Below are 15,192 nucleotides of genomic sequence, written 5' to 3' on the forward strand. Positions count from 1 at the left end.
CGGCAATGCCAGCGAAAATGGCACACAGTCCAAAACGGTGACCATCACCGATGATGAAACAGTCAGCGTGAGTTTATCGGTAACGCCAACGACTATCGCAGAAGCCGCGGGCAGCAGCATCGTTACAGCGACCTTAGATAATGCCACTTTTGCCGATGTGACGGTGAGCTTAAGTTATTCGGGCACGGCGACCAACGGCACGGACTATGGCACCGGGCCAACCAGCATCACCATTACCGCCGGGCAAACCACGGGCACAGCAACGTTAACGGCCAGTCAAGACAGTGCTATAGAAGGCGATGAAACCATCGTCGTTGCTATCAGTGGCGTGAGCGGCGGCAATGCCAGCGAAAATGGCACACAGTCCAAAACGGTGACCATCACCGATGATGAAACAGTCAGCGTGAGTTTATCGGTAACGCCAACGACTATCGCAGAAGCCGCGGGCAGCAGCATCGTTACAGCGACCTTAGATAATGCCACTTTTGCCGATGTGACGGTGAGCTTAAGTTATTCGGGCACGGCGACCAACGGCACGGACTATGGCACCGGGCCAACCAGCATCACCATTACCGCCGGGCAAACCACGGGCACAGCAACGTTAACGGCCAGTCAAGACAGTGCTATAGAAGGCGATGAAACCATCGTCGTTGCTATCAGTGGCGTGAGCGGCGGCAATGCCAGCGAAAATGGCACACAGTCCAAAACGGTGACCATCACCGATGATGAAACAGTCAGCGTGAGCCTCTCTGTTGGAAGCAATGCAATAGCAGAAGCTGCGGGCAGCAGCATTATCACCGCAACCTTAGACAGCGCTACCTTTGCCGATGTGACGGTGAGCTTAAGTTATTCAGGTACCGCGACCAACGGCACGGACTATAGCACCGGGCCAACCAGTATTACTATTACCGCAGGGCAAACCACGGGTACCGCGACGTTAACTGCAACGCAAGATACCGATGTGGAAGGCGATGAAACCATCGTCGTTGCTATCAGTGGCGTGAGCGGCGGCAATGCATCTGAAAATGGTATCCAGACACAAACAGTCACCATCACCGATGATGAAACAGTCAGCGTGAGTTTATCGGCAACGCCAACAACTATTGCAGAAGCGGCGGGCAGCAGCATCGTTACCGCGACTTTAGACAGCGCCACCTTTGAAACGGTGACGGTGAGTTTAAGTTATAGCGGCACAGCAATCAACGGCACGGACTACGGCACCGGGCCAACCAGCATCACCATTACCGCCGGGCAAACCACGGGCACAGCAACGTTAACGGCCAGTCAAGACAGTGCTATAGAAGGCGATGAAACCATCGTCGTTGCTATCAGTGGCGTGAGCGGCGGCAATGCCAGCGAAAATGGCACACAGTCCAAAACGGTGACCATCACCGATGATGAAACAGTCAGCGTGAGCCTCTCTGTTGGAAGCAATGCAATAGCAGAAGCTGCGGGCAGCAGCATTATCACCGCAACCTTAGACAGCGCTACCTTTGCCGATGTGACGGTGAGCTTAAGTTATTCAGGTACCGCGACCAACGGCACGGACTATAGCACCGGGCCAACCAGTATTACTATTACCGCAGGGCAAACCACGGGTACCGCGACGTTAACTGCAACGCAAGATACCGATGTGGAAGGCGATGAAACCATCGTCGTTGCTATCAGTGGCGTGAGCGGCGGCAATGCCAGCGAAAATGGCACACAGTCCAAAACGGTGACCATCACCGATGATGAAACAGTCAGCGTGAGTTTATCGGTAACGCCAACGACTATCGCAGAAGCCGCGGGCAGCAGCATCGTTACAGCGACCTTAGATAATGCCACTTTTGCCGATGTGACGGTGAGCTTAAGTTATTCGGGCACGGCGACCAACGGCACGGACTATGGCACCGGGCCAACCAGCATCACCATTACCGCCGGGCAAACCACGGGCACAGCAACGTTAACGGCCAGTCAAGACAGTGCTATAGAAGGCGATGAAACCATCGTCGTTGCTATCAGTGGCGTGAGCGGCGGCAATGCCAGCGAAAATGGCACACAGTCCAAAACGGTGACCATCACCGATGATGAAACAGTCAGCGTGAGCCTCTCTGTTGGAAGCAATGCAATAGCAGAAGCTGCGGGCAGCAGCATTATCACCGCAACCTTAGACAGCGCTACCTTTGCCGATGTGACGGTGAGCTTAAGTTATTCAGGTACCGCGACCAACGGCACGGACTATAGCACCGGGCCAACCAGTATTACTATTACCGCAGGGCAAACCACGGGTACCGCGACGTTAACTGCAACGCAAGATACCGATGTGGAAGGCGATGAAACCATCGTCGTTGCTATCAGTGGCGTGAGCGGCGGCAATGCCAGCGAAAATGGCACACAGTCCAAAACGGTGACCATCACCGATGATGAAACAGTCAGCGTGAGCCTCTCTGTTGGAAGCAATGCAATAGCAGAAGCTGCGGGCAGCAGCATTATCACCGCAACCTTAGATAATGCCACTTTTGCCGATGTGACGGTGAGCTTAAGTTATTCAGGTACCGCGACCAACGGCACGGACTATAGCACCGGGCCAACCAGTATTACTATTACCGCCGGGCAAACCACGGGTACCGCGACGTTAACTGCAACGCAAGATACCGATGTGGAAGGCGATGAAACCATCGTCGTTGCTATCAGTGGCGTGAGCGGCGGCAATGCATCTGAAAATGGTATCCAGACACAAACAGTCACCATCACCGATGATGAAACAGTCAGCGTGAGTTTATCGGCAACGCCAACAACTATTGCAGAAGCGGCGGGCAGCAGCATCGTTACCGCGACTTTAGACAGCGCCACCTTTGAAACGGTGACGGTGAGTTTAAGTTATAGCGGCACAGCAATCAACGGCACGGACTACGGCACCGGGCCAACCAGCATCACCATTACCGCCGGGCAAACCACGGGCACAGCAACGTTAACGGCCAGTCAAGACAGTGCTATAGAAGGCGATGAAACCATCGTCGTTGCTATCAGTGGCGTGAGCGGCGGCAATGCCAGCGAAAATGGCACACAGTCCAAAACGGTGACCATCACCGATGATGAAACAGTCAGCGTGAGTTTATCGGTAACGCCAACGACTATCGCAGAAGCCGCGGGCAGCAGCATCGTTACAGCGACCTTAGATAATGCCACTTTTGCCGATGTGACGGTGAGCTTAAGTTATTCGGGCACGGCGACCAACGGCACGGACTATGGCACCGGGCCAACCAGCATCACCATTACCGCCGGGCAAACCACGGGCACAGCAACGTTAACGGCCAGTCAAGACAGTGCTATAGAAGGCGATGAAACCATCGTCGTTGCTATCAGTGGCGTGAGCGGCGGCAATGCCAGCGAAAATGGCACACAGTCCAAAACGGTGACCATCACCGATGATGAAACAGTCAGCGTGAGTTTATCGGTAACGCCAACGACTATCGCAGAAGCCGCGGGCAGCAGCATCGTTACAGCGACCTTAGATAATGCCACTTTTGCCGATGTGACGGTGAGCTTAAGTTATTCGGGCACGGCGACCAACGGCACGGACTATGGCACCGGGCCAACCAGCATCACCATTACCGCCGGGCAAACCACGGGCACAGCAACGTTAACGGCGAGTCAAGACAGCAATGTGGAAGGCGATGAAACCATCGTCGTTGCTATCAGTGGCGTGAGCGGCGGCAATGCCAGCGAAAATGGCACACAGTCCAAAACGGTGACCATCACCGATGATGAAACAGTCAGCGTGAGTTTATCGGTAACGCCAACGACTATCGCAGAAGCCGCGGGCAGCAGCATTATCACCGCAACCTTAGACAGCGCTACCTTTGCCGATGTGACGGTGAGCTTAAGTTATTCAGGTACCGCGACCAACGGCACGGACTATAGCACCGGGCCAACCAGTATTACTATTACCGCAGGGCAAACCACGGGTACCGCGACGTTAACTGCAACGCAAGATACCGATGTGGAAGGCGATGAAACCATCGTCGTTGCTATCAGTGGCGTGAGCGGCGGCAATGCATCTGAAAATGGTATCCAGACACAAACAGTCACCATCACCGATGATGAAACAGTCAGCGTGAGTTTATCGGCAACGCCAACAACTATTGCAGAAGCGGCGGGCAGCAGCATCGTTACCGCGACTTTAGACAGCGCCACCTTTGAAACGGTGACGGTGAGTTTAAGTTATAGCGGCACAGCAATCAACGGCACGGACTACGGCACCGGGCCAACCAGCATCACCATTACCGCCGGGCAAACCACGGGTACCGCGACCTTAACTGCAACGCAAGATACCGATGTTGAAGGCGATGAAACCATCATCGTTGATATCCTTGGTGTGAGCGGCGGCAATGCCAGTGAAAATGGTACTCAGCAACAAACAATCACCATCACAGATGACGACGATGGTACCGCGCCTATCTTTGATTCGACTCCTTCATTGTCAAACATCACCGCTACAGGAGCTGATTTATCCGTAAATATGGATGAAGAGGGCAAGGTTTATTATCTTATTGTTGATAGTGGAGAAACAACGCCAACCGCAGCACAAGTTAAAGCTGGCGCGAGCTACAGCAGTGTACCCGTTTATGCCAATGGCAATATTACGACTTCGGCTACAATGGGTAGTAATACCATTACAGGCTTAAGTGACGGTATTAATTACGATGTTTATGTTGTTGGTGAAGACAGCGTAGCTAACTTACAGAATGATGGTTATGTTGTTAAATTGGCGCTAACCACCCTTGATATCTTATCAAGTATCACCAGTATTACTTTATCTGGCACACCAGCGAAAACGGCAACCAGTGTGAGTTTTACTGTGGTATTTGGTGATGATGTGACAAATGTGACAACAACTGATTTTACCGCGATGTTAGTCAGTGGTGCAAGTAATGTAGTACCAACAATAACAAGCATCAGTGGCTCAGGTGCAACATACAATATCACGGTAAATACAGGCGTGACTATTGGTGAACTGCGTTTAGATCTTAACGGCAATACTGATATTGTCGATGAAAACAGTAATACGCCTAACGCTTATTCAAGTGGTGGTGTGCATACGGTTAATACCAACAATGCCCCAACTGTTAGCGAAGCAACTGCCAATGTTGGTCCTTTTGTTATAGATGAAGACGTTAAAACGACATTAGATCTCAGTGATATACTTATTGCAGATGGTAATGATGATTTGTTGGCTGTGACTATCCGTGTGGATAATGGATTATTGTTCGCCTCTGATGGTAATACAACAGTGCATGCAACGACAATCACCGGCTCTGCTAACAACGGCAGTCGCAGTATTACCTTAACGGGATTAAGTGCCGATATTAATGCTTTTCTTGATGATAGCACGGGTATTTTATTTCAAACCGATGAAAATGATACGTCTTCAGTAGCGTTAACGATTATTGCTGATGATAATTTGGAGACAAGCACAGCATTAACAGAAATTATCGCGATTAACGCGATTAACGATGCGCCGACAATCAGTGGTACGCCAACCACTAGCCTTGTCGATGGTAATGCTTATAGCTTCACGCCAACGGCAAGTGATATTGATGGCGATACGCCTTTGACCTTTAGTATCACGAATAAACCTATCTGGGCTGCATTTGATCCAGACACTGGGGCTCTAACGGGTGTTCCGCAACCAGCAGGTGTGGATACAACAACAGATATCGTGATCCGAGTTGAAGATCCAAGTGGAGAGGGCAATGATTTAGCCGCGTTTGATTTAGAGATCACCAGTTCTAACTCAGCGCCTGTTATATCCGGAACACCTGCGACGACGACAGCTGAAGACAGTGTTTACAGTTTCACTCCGACAGTGAGCGATGTGGATAATGATGATACGCAAACATTCAGTATCAGCAAGACACCAAGTTGGGCCACGTTCGACACCAGTACTGGTAAATTGTCAGGTACGCCATCAAACCGTAATCTAGGTACAACTAACAATATTGTCATCACTGTGACTGATAGCATGGGTGTGCAAGATAGTTTGGATAGCTTTAACTTAACGGTGACTAACGTCAATGATGCGCCTGTGGCAGTGGATGATACGTTAACTATTACGGCGAACAGTGATGACCTCTACACCTTAAGTGTATTAGGTAATGACAGCGATGTTGATGGCGATGAATTGGTTATCGAAGGTGCCAGTGCTGATCTCGGTAGTGTGACAGTCGTTAATAATGAGCTGCTTTATCAGGCTGATGTTGATTTTATTGGTACGGTTAATTTAAGTTATTCAATTAATGATGGAAACGATGCTCGTGATACTGCCACCCTTACCCTCACGATTGAAGATGTGATTCAAAGCCAAGCGCCAACCATCACAGTACCGGATGACGTTACTGTCAATGCTACAGGGCTTTACACTAAAGTCACGACAGGGACCGCGACGGCAACTGATCAGAATGGTGATCCCATTGCAGTCTCATTAGTGGACAATAATTTATTGTTTGCACCAGGGTTACATGACATCTATTGGCAAGCAACCGATGCTCTCGGTGTTCGCAGCGTTGCCTCACAACAGGTTATCGTGCATCCGTTAGTCTCACTGAGTAAAGATCAAGTTGTTCATGAGGGTAATGAGGTTGAAGTGCAAGTGATCTTAAACGGTAGAGCACCAAGTTACCCGTTCATCTTGCCTTACACTATCACGGGCACAGCAGACAGTGCTGACCATGATGCGATTGATGGAGAAGTCACCATTAATGAAGGGCTAGTTGGCAGTATCCGCTTTAGCAGTTTTTTTGATAGTGATATCGAAACTGATGAGACGGTGATAGTGACGCTCGCGAATGGTTTAAATCTGGGTAATAAAGCCAGTACTGAAGTAGTGATCAGTGAAAATAATATCGCCCCTGTACTCACGTTTAGTATTGAACAAAATGGTGAAATACGTCAGACGGTTAGTCAAGAAGATGGTGTGGTCACTATCCAAGCGACGCTCACGGATGCGAATCCGGATGATACCGTGACCGTGGAATGGGCCAGTGAGACATTAGTGAATACCGATAGTGATGACGGAACAATCTTCAGCTTTTCACCCGCAGGTCATACGGTCGGTTCTTATTCATTAACGGCGGTAGCCACAGACAATGGTGACCCTCGCTTAAGTGTGACTACGCATATTTTTGTAGACATCAAAGCGACATTGGCAGTGTTAAGTGATGAACAGGATACTGATGGTGACAACATTCCGGATAAGAATGAAGGTTATGGTGATGATGATGGTGACGGTATTCCGAATTACCTAGATAGCCAAAAATTGGAAACCTGTAATGTAGTACCTGAAACACTCAATTCCCAAACGCAGTTCTTAGTGGAGGGTGAACCGGGTGTTTGTTTACGCAAAGGCACAGTATCGCAGAGCAGTGCGCAAGGTGGTTTGCAGTTAGGCGAAGCTGAATTAGCCGCTGATAGCGCGGCTAAAAATGTCGGTGGCTTATTTGACTATATCGCTTACGGTTTACCGCAAGCAGGGCAAGTTTATAAGATCGTATTCCCGCAGTTATTACCTATTCCCAGTGGCGCTGTTTACCGTAAATACAGTAACGATGCGTGGACGGACTTTGTTGTGGACAGTGATAATAAACTGATGAGTACGACAGGTGCACAAGGGTATTGTCCACCACCAGGGGATAGTAGCTGGGTTGAAGGTTTACAAGAAAACAGTTGGTGTGTGCAATTGCAAATTAAAGACGGTGGGCCGAATGATGATGATGGCATTGCTAATGGCACTATTATCGACCCCGGCGGTGTATCAGTAATGCTAAGTAGTAATACCTTCCCGGTAGCAGAAGATGATAGTGTTTCATTAATACAAAATACTGAAGTGACCATAGAGGTATTGAGCAATGATGTTGATGGTGACGGTGATACTTTGACAGTTGCAAATGCCAGCGTTGACTTTGGTGTGGTCGTCATTAATGGACAAACAAGCATTACTTATATACCTACGACTGACTATATCGGTGACGATGTTGTTACTTACACTATTAATGATGGTAATGGGGGAACCGCTGTTGCTCAAGTTCATATCACCGTGAATGCACCTGATGCGAGTGCAATTCATAATAAATCTGGTGGAGGCGGATCAATGCCATGGCTCTTTAGTTTTGGTTTGTTCTTGGTGGCAGTGGGTCGAAAATACGGGAAAAAAGTATTAATGCTGGTATTAGCAGCTTTAAGTTTTAATAGCCAAGCTAATGATGATGTTGCCATTCCAAATGAAACGACTAAAACAGACGTGCCAATGAGTGCTGATACAGGACTTGTTCCGAGTGATATGAATAAATGGTCGATAGCTGCAAATACAGGGATAAGCCGTTTGCACGGTAATTCAAATCTTACCGGGATACCGCCAGAAAACATTGTTGATATTGACGATAAGGGCAATAGTTGGGGTATCACGTTGGGTTATCAAATGACGCCTAAGTGGAATATCTCATTGGGTTATTTGGATCTAGGTAACACTGAAACTGTATTACAAAGTAATACTTTCAATTACCATCAAACGGTAGCACAAGTGACGCCAGTATTTGGTGACGGTATTGTGCTGGGACTAAATTTTCAATTCTGGCAACACAACAAGTGGAGTAGTGAAGTAATGGCTGGGGCGTTTGCTTGGCGCAGTGAAATTGACAGTACTTTTGAAAATGTCACTCTGGTGCATAAGCAAGACGGTGTCGATCCGTATGCTGGGCTGACGATTGGTTATGCGTTATCAAACGACTGGAAGATAGGAGTGGAAGCGAAACGCTATTTCTTGGATGTGAATGATGTCGATAATGTTAGTTTAACCCTGGCTTATCAATTCTAGATTTGCCGTGCACCACGTCCCCAGATTTTATCTTATGTCTTTATCTCTATACTGTATCAAGCTAGTATCGAGTGACTGACTCAAATAGATAGCACTGGGGAAATATTATGGAAAACGAATACAGTCCACCAAGAGTTTGGACAAATGATGAAGACAGTGGCGGGGAATGGGCATCAATAAATCGTCCTGTTTCTGGTGCAACTCACGACAAAGCATTACCTGTGGGTCAACATCCCTTACAGCTATATTCGTTGGGTACGCCGAATGGTCAGAAAGTCACCATCATGCTGGAAGAATTGTTAGCCTTGGGCGTGACTGAGGCGGAATATGATGCTCATCTTATTAATATTGGCGAGGGCGAACAGTTTTCATCCGGCTTTGTTGGTATTAATCCAAACTCTAAAATACCCGCATTAGTGGATCACTCTGGTGATACGCCAATCGAAGTATTTGAATCGGGTGCTATCTTGCTTTACCTTGCGGATAAGTTCGGTCATTTATTACCGAAAGATATCGCCAAACGCACAACAGTATTGAATTGGCTATTTTGGTTACAAGGTTCAGCACCCTATTTAGGTGGTGGCTTCGGTCATTTCTATGCTTACGCACCAGCAAAATTTGAATATCCAATTAACCGTTTTACGATGGAAGTTAAGCGTCAACTCGACTTGTTAGACAAGCAACTTGCCGTTAATAAATTTATAGCCGGTGATGAATATAGTATTGCTGATATTGCGATTTGGTCTTGGTATGGCAACGTGGTACTTGGTAAGGCCTATGATGCTGCGGAATTTTTAGATGCTGCAAGTTATAAGCACCTGCTGCGTTGGGCTCAGGATATCGTTGAGCGTCCTGCAGTGCAGCGTGGTCGCATTGTGAATCGTACATCAGGTGAAGAATGGGAAGCGTTAAGTGAGCGCCATAGCGCGGCTGATATTGATAATGTGTTGAAGCTTAAACCTTAACGTTTATACTTTAAATGCCATACAAAATATGGCATTTAAAGAAAATGATTTGATTAGGCAACGCTCGTAAAAATAGGGGAGGGTTAAGCCCCGCCATTATGAAAATATTCAATGTATATTAATAGTAAGATCATTAAACCAACACCACATACTATTATTGAAATTAACCCTGCTAGCCAGATCATCGCGGCGCAAAAGTACCATTTTGGCACATAGTCACGAATTGCAGTCATCTCTCTTTTATAATATCGCTTTGGCCCTGCTAATGCGTAAACATAGATTAACATTTTAAAATGAGTCAAAGGGAAATTGGCATAAAAAGCTTGCTCCCCAACTGAAAAGTGCGGTGATTTAAAGTAACGTTCGTTCAGGCTTTTTGGGCATATCCATGTCAATATCATTAAAACCACTAGCCAGGGCGGAAATGCGAGCATTGAATAAAGAAAGGTATCGATATAAATATCCAGAGTATCTTGCGATAGCATCATGAACATACAGCTCCTATCTTAAGATTTTCAACTAAATCTACACCATTACCTTTAAGCAAGATTGAACCTGCACCAAGTGCCGTATCACCTGTCACTACGGGATAAAAATATTGATGACTATTAATTGAATTGAAGTAGCGGTTATTTTCCATTCTATAGAACCCTGATTTGTCATATTATTAGCGTTATTAACCCTAATAATACGCGATAAGAATGGTGTTAAAGTATGAAAAAATAACTAAATCAATGTGATGCCGTAATCGTTTTAGCATAAAATCAAGTGTCAACTAGGCATGCTAAATAAGCAGCTTGCAGCTCACTATGTCGTTATAACTTAAGGTTGAGTTGTTACATGCTGATGACTATCACCAACCAAACAATGGAGCTGGTGATAGTCACTATTATTTCTATTCGTTAGCTCCGATACTAATCGACTTTAAACTGACCAACCAATACTTGTTGCTGTGATGATAACTTGGCAATAGTCTGACCCACTTTTTCGGCCTCGGTAGACTGATCTAAAATTGATTGGCTTAAGTCGCGGATATTAGCGACATTACCATTCACTTCTGTAGATACTGTCTTCTGTTCACTGGCCGCGTTAACGATTTCACTATTCATCACCTGAATATCAGCTACAAATGATGAGATATCCGCCAAGCTGCTCACTGCTTTTTTAACTTGTGTTGCGGTTTCTAAGGCAAGGTGGTTACCTTCTGATATTGCGTTTGTCACACTGCGTGTACCGTTTTGTAGATCTTCGATAACCACGCGAATTTGATCGACAGAGTCATGAGTACGACTTGCAAGTTGTCGCACTTCATCGGCAACCACTGCAAAACCTCGCCCTTGTTCACCGGCTCTCGCTGCTTCAATGGCTGCATTCAGTGCCAGTAGGTTAGTTTGTTCCGAAATCCCTTCAATCACTGACAATATGGCACTAATGTTACCGCCATTTTTTTCTAGCTCGTTAGCAATTGGAACCGCCATCGCCATTCTTTCGACTAACTCTTGCATGGTATCTGCCGATTGTTGTACGATTGCTTGGCCACTTTGGGCTGATTGCTCTGCTTGGCTGGCCATTTCAGCGGCTCTGTCTGCATTAGCTAATACTAACGCTGATGTTTGCGTCATCTCTTCAGAAGCGGTTGCAACCATGTCTACTTCTCTAAATTGTGATTCACTACTTTGACGTGATTGTAGTGCAATTTGTTCAGCTTTTTTCGACGTTTTACTCATGACATCAGAGGTTTCAATTACATCTTTTATTGTGCCTTGGATCTTATCTAAAAAGCGGTTGAACCAAATCGCGAGTTCTCCAATCTCATCAGCGGTTCGCACATCTAGGCGCTGGGTTAAATCACCTTCACCCGTTGCGATATCTTGTAAACGGCTGGCGATAGCTTTAATTGGCGCGACTAATTTGACTGCTGCAAACCAGATAATAACTAAGCCGAATAGGGTAACAATAACGCCGGTGATGATTTGAACCTTGAGGCTTTCAGCGGCTTGCACTTCCATGAGTTGATTTAACGCGAGAGCATCAGCCATCACGCTTGTTCTTGGCATCGTAATGACAACGCCCCAGTTGACGGCATTTAGTTTAATCGGCATGAACACAGTTAAAGATTGCTGATCCTTGCTCCATTGTGATTGTGTTACGCCATCAACTAGCCATTGCTTTAATTGTGGATCGGTAATTTGTGACCCAATCGCTGAAGCATCACCATCGGTTGCAATCAGCTGACCGTTATTACTGACAATCTGCACTTTACCTGCACCAGAGAACAAGGCTTGGTCAGCGCGCAATGCATATTGTTGTAGTACGTTTATTTTTAGGTCAATCCCCGTAACACCAATTATGTCACCGTCTTTACGCAGTGGTACTGTAATGGTACTGATTAACTGAGATGTACCGTTTTCGTTGTATAAGTAAGGTTCGATGACACACGTGCGGTTATTGAGAGTGCTACAGCTATACCAGAAGTTGCTTGCTTGTCCACTGACTGCCAGCGATGTGTTGTTGATCTGCTGTTCACTTTTAATTGTGAGCGTCGGTTCATTTTGACTGTTTTTATACCAATACGCAGAAAAACGGCCTTTATCATTAGAACTGACATAATCGGCGTTAGCGTAATTACCGTCTTCACCATCGAGCATATCAGGCAGGAAGGTGGTAAACGCGGCATGCATATTATCGAAGTTTTGTACTGAACGTTTTAACAATTCAGAGACTGAATTACGCAGTTGGTCACTACTGGTGAAGTTTTCTTCAGCGTTATACTGCAAAAAGGCGATACTCTCGGCGAGCATTTCTGCACGGTATGTTGCTTCATCTAAATATTTTTGCACGATAGAAGCTTGTGTATTAGCTTCGCTCATGAGTAATTGTTCGGACTTTTCACCAACAGAATTGCTGGTTTGGACCTGAATGATTTCTTGATTGGAAGTTGATGATGAAAGTGTAAAACTGATTAATGATATTGCGACAAGCAAAATGCAACATCCAGAAAGCAAAGTGATCTTCCATTGAACTGATAACGAACCCATTATAATTCCCTTTAATACCCTAATATAGTTACATCAGTTAGGTTTATATTTCAAATTAATACCTAACTAAGTATATTAACTATGTTTATACCAAGTTACACAAGATTAATAAAGTGTTGCAAAGAAATTAAAATTGTAACAAATGAAAGTCGTAGCTTTAGTTAATGCTAAAGTGCCACTTGGTTTATCGGCTATAACTGAGTTGAAACGAATGATTTAATGGTGATCTAGCGGTTATTCTACTTTATAAAAGCACGAATAAATCACATGTTATTAGTAAACATAAGAATTTTAAGCAGTTATTCCCTACCACATGTGGGCATTAAATTTAGCCATCACTAGACTTCGTACTATTGACATTATTTGTACGTTCTAACTTCTATTTGAGGGTTTCTAAATGAAAATGATCAAAGCGTTGAGTTCTGTTTTATTATCTTCTGCGATACTAGCTGGTTGTACTGGTGTTTCGATGAAAACGCAAAACCTCGACGAGAGTGAATATACGGTTATTGGTCCTGGACACGCAACTGCCACGGGGATCATGTTATTTAACTTCATTCCGATACAGCAAAATGACCGCTTTGTTCGCGCACAAAATGCCGCAATTGCATCGAGAGGCGGTGATGCCATGATTAATGTCGAAGTACAAGAAGACTGGTTCTGGGCGTGGGTGCTTAATGGTTATCAGACCACAGTGTCTGGTGATGTAGTTAAGTTAAAGTGAACGCGGTATTGAGAGTCCATGGTGTCTTCATTTAAGCTATAATGTGTGATGGTTATTTATCCATCTTGAGCTTGTTTTTGCGCGCAAGCTCAAGCTTGTACAACTGTAAAACCTACCTCGGGCAATCTTCACTTGATTCTCACTCTGCTATACGGTTATCTTTAGTTATCTTAGGTTTAAACTTATGTGACAAAGGAATGTATATGTCAGAGCAAAAATATAGATTGGTAACGCGCAGTGATTTTGATGGTTTGGTATGTGCAGTACTATTGAAACAGCAAAATCTAATCGACGACATTAAGTTTGTTCATCCTAAAGATATGCAAGACGGGAAAATTGATGTTACCCCGAATGATATCGTCACTAATCTACCTTATGTTAAAAGTGCCCATCTGACTTTTGATCATCATCTTTCTGAAACAATCCGTAATACTGGCGAACGTGCTAACCACATCATCGATCCGGATGCGCCTTCTGCTGCACGTGTTGTGTGGGACTATTACGGTGGTCTAGACACATTCCCTGCAGAATGGACTGAAATGATGGCAGCAGTGGATAAAGGGGACTCTGCACAGTTCAATCGCGATGAAGTATTAGACTCTCAAGGCTGGAACCTGCTGAATTTTCTGATGGATGCACGAACTGGGTTAGGGCGCTTCCGCGAATTTAGGATCGCTAACTATGCCTTGATGATGGATCTGATTGATTACTGTAAAGACCATACCATTGCAGACATTTTGGCATTGCCTGACGTGAAAGAGCGTATCGATCTGTATCGTGAACACGAGACTATGTTTAAAGAACAGGTTAAGCGTTGTGCGACGGTGCATGGTAACTTGGTGTTGCTTGATTTAACTGACGAAGAGACTATTTTCGCCGGTAATCGATTCATGATTTACGCGCTATTTCCGCAGTGCAATATCTCTATTCATAAGATGTGGGGTTTTCAAAAGCAAAATATTGTGTTTGCGACCGGTAAATCTATTTTCGATCGTAACTCGACAACTAACGTCGGTGAGCTAATGCTTAGCTACGGTGGTGGTGGCCATATTGCTGCGGGTACTTGTCAAATTGAAATTGATAAAGCAGACGCTGTGCAACAAGAACTGATTGCCAAGATCACTGCTGACGGTTAGAGCTTGTATTAATGAGCTAAACATATAGTGATTACAGACAGTTAGCAAAAAGCCTCCACAGCTAGTCATAGCTATGGAGGCTTTTTAGTACGATTAATATGGTCGTGCTATTAACAGTACTACTTTAAACTAATTGAGTACGTCTACTAAATTAGCCAAAGCACATTTAATAAAGCGAGTGATTATTTACCACAACACTTCTTAAATTTCTTACCACTGCCACATGTGCAAGGATCGTTACGACCTATTTTAGCGCTTTCTCTTACGATAGGAGCTTGTGCCTGATGGTGACTACAGCCTGGACCGTGTACGTGACCTTCATCGCCGTGTGCATGTTGGTTTGTCATGGTTAATTCCTTAATTATATTTTGTACTTTGCAATTGTGACGCAAGTGTATAACAAAGTTTATGCATTGGGGCTAAATTTATAGCAACTAAATGACACTGCAAACTTGATTAGCTAAAAAATCAGCAC

At 45.4% G+C, this 15,192-nt stretch carries 8 protein-coding genes; 4 read left to right on the forward strand and 4 right to left on the reverse strand.

The genetic code is table 11. From position 1 onward, the window contains the following. Nucleotides 1-37 precede the first annotated feature (37 nt). Both PE36_RS19505 and yghU read left to right on the forward strand, forming a co-directional pair. Entirely contained in the window at nt 38-8,854 is an 8,817-nt protein-coding gene (locus PE36_RS19505; protein WP_232286617.1) for a Calx-beta domain-containing protein, read from the forward strand. A 107-nt stretch (nt 8,855-8,961) separates the two neighbouring features. Further along, nucleotides 8,962-9,819 (forward strand): glutathione-dependent disulfide-bond oxidoreductase, encoded by an 858-nt coding sequence (yghU, locus tag PE36_RS19510; protein WP_006033801.1) that lies wholly within the window; start codon nt 8,962-8,964, stop codon nt 9,817-9,819. Between the two features lie 83 nt (nt 9,820-9,902). On the opposite strand, the gene PE36_RS19515 is transcribed toward yghU, so the two are convergent. The 3 genes from PE36_RS19515 to PE36_RS19520 form a co-directional block, all read right to left on the reverse strand. Next, nucleotides 9,903-10,307, reverse strand: a complete 405-nt coding sequence (locus PE36_RS19515) for a hypothetical protein (protein WP_157517826.1) — start codon at nt 10,305-10,307, stop codon at nt 9,903-9,905. Continuing rightward, nucleotides 10,304-10,459 carry a hypothetical protein gene (locus tag PE36_RS24475; protein WP_006033803.1) on the reverse strand — a complete coding sequence of 52 codons (156 nt, stop codon included), beginning with the start codon at nt 10,457-10,459 and terminating at the stop codon, nt 10,304-10,306. Before PE36_RS24475 ends, PE36_RS19515 begins: the two co-directional genes overlap by 4 nt. 274 nt (nt 10,460-10,733) lie before the next feature. Continuing rightward, the gene (locus PE36_RS19520) at nt 10,734-12,857 is read right to left on the reverse strand and encodes a methyl-accepting chemotaxis protein (RefSeq protein WP_043994878.1); all 2,124 of its coding nucleotides are present in this window, start codon (nt 12,855-12,857) and stop codon (nt 10,734-10,736) included. 397 nt (nt 12,858-13,254) lie between these two features. Here PE36_RS19520 and PE36_RS19525 point away from each other — a divergent pair, with 397 nt between their 5' ends. Continuing rightward, nucleotides 13,255-13,581, forward strand: coding sequence for a hypothetical protein (locus PE36_RS19525; RefSeq protein ID WP_006033805.1), 327 nt, complete (start codon nt 13,255-13,257; stop codon nt 13,579-13,581). Nucleotides 13,582-13,784: 203 nt separating this feature from the next. Next, nucleotides 13,785-14,717 carry an exopolyphosphatase gene (locus PE36_RS19530; protein ID WP_043994879.1) on the forward strand — a complete coding sequence of 311 codons (933 nt, stop codon included), beginning with the start codon at nt 13,785-13,787 and terminating at the stop codon, nt 14,715-14,717. 182 nt (nt 14,718-14,899) lie between these two features. Here the strand turns inward: PE36_RS19530 and PE36_RS19535 are convergent, their stop codons facing one another. Next, the gene (locus PE36_RS19535) at nt 14,900-15,064 is read right to left on the reverse strand and encodes an SEC-C metal-binding domain-containing protein (protein ID WP_006033807.1); all 165 of its coding nucleotides are present in this window, start codon (nt 15,062-15,064) and stop codon (nt 14,900-14,902) included. Nucleotides 15,065-15,192: the final 128 nt, after the last annotated feature.

The organism is Moritella sp. PE36 (genome assembly GCF_000170855.1).
Taxonomy (GTDB): domain Bacteria; phylum Pseudomonadota; class Gammaproteobacteria; order Enterobacterales; family Moritellaceae; genus Moritella.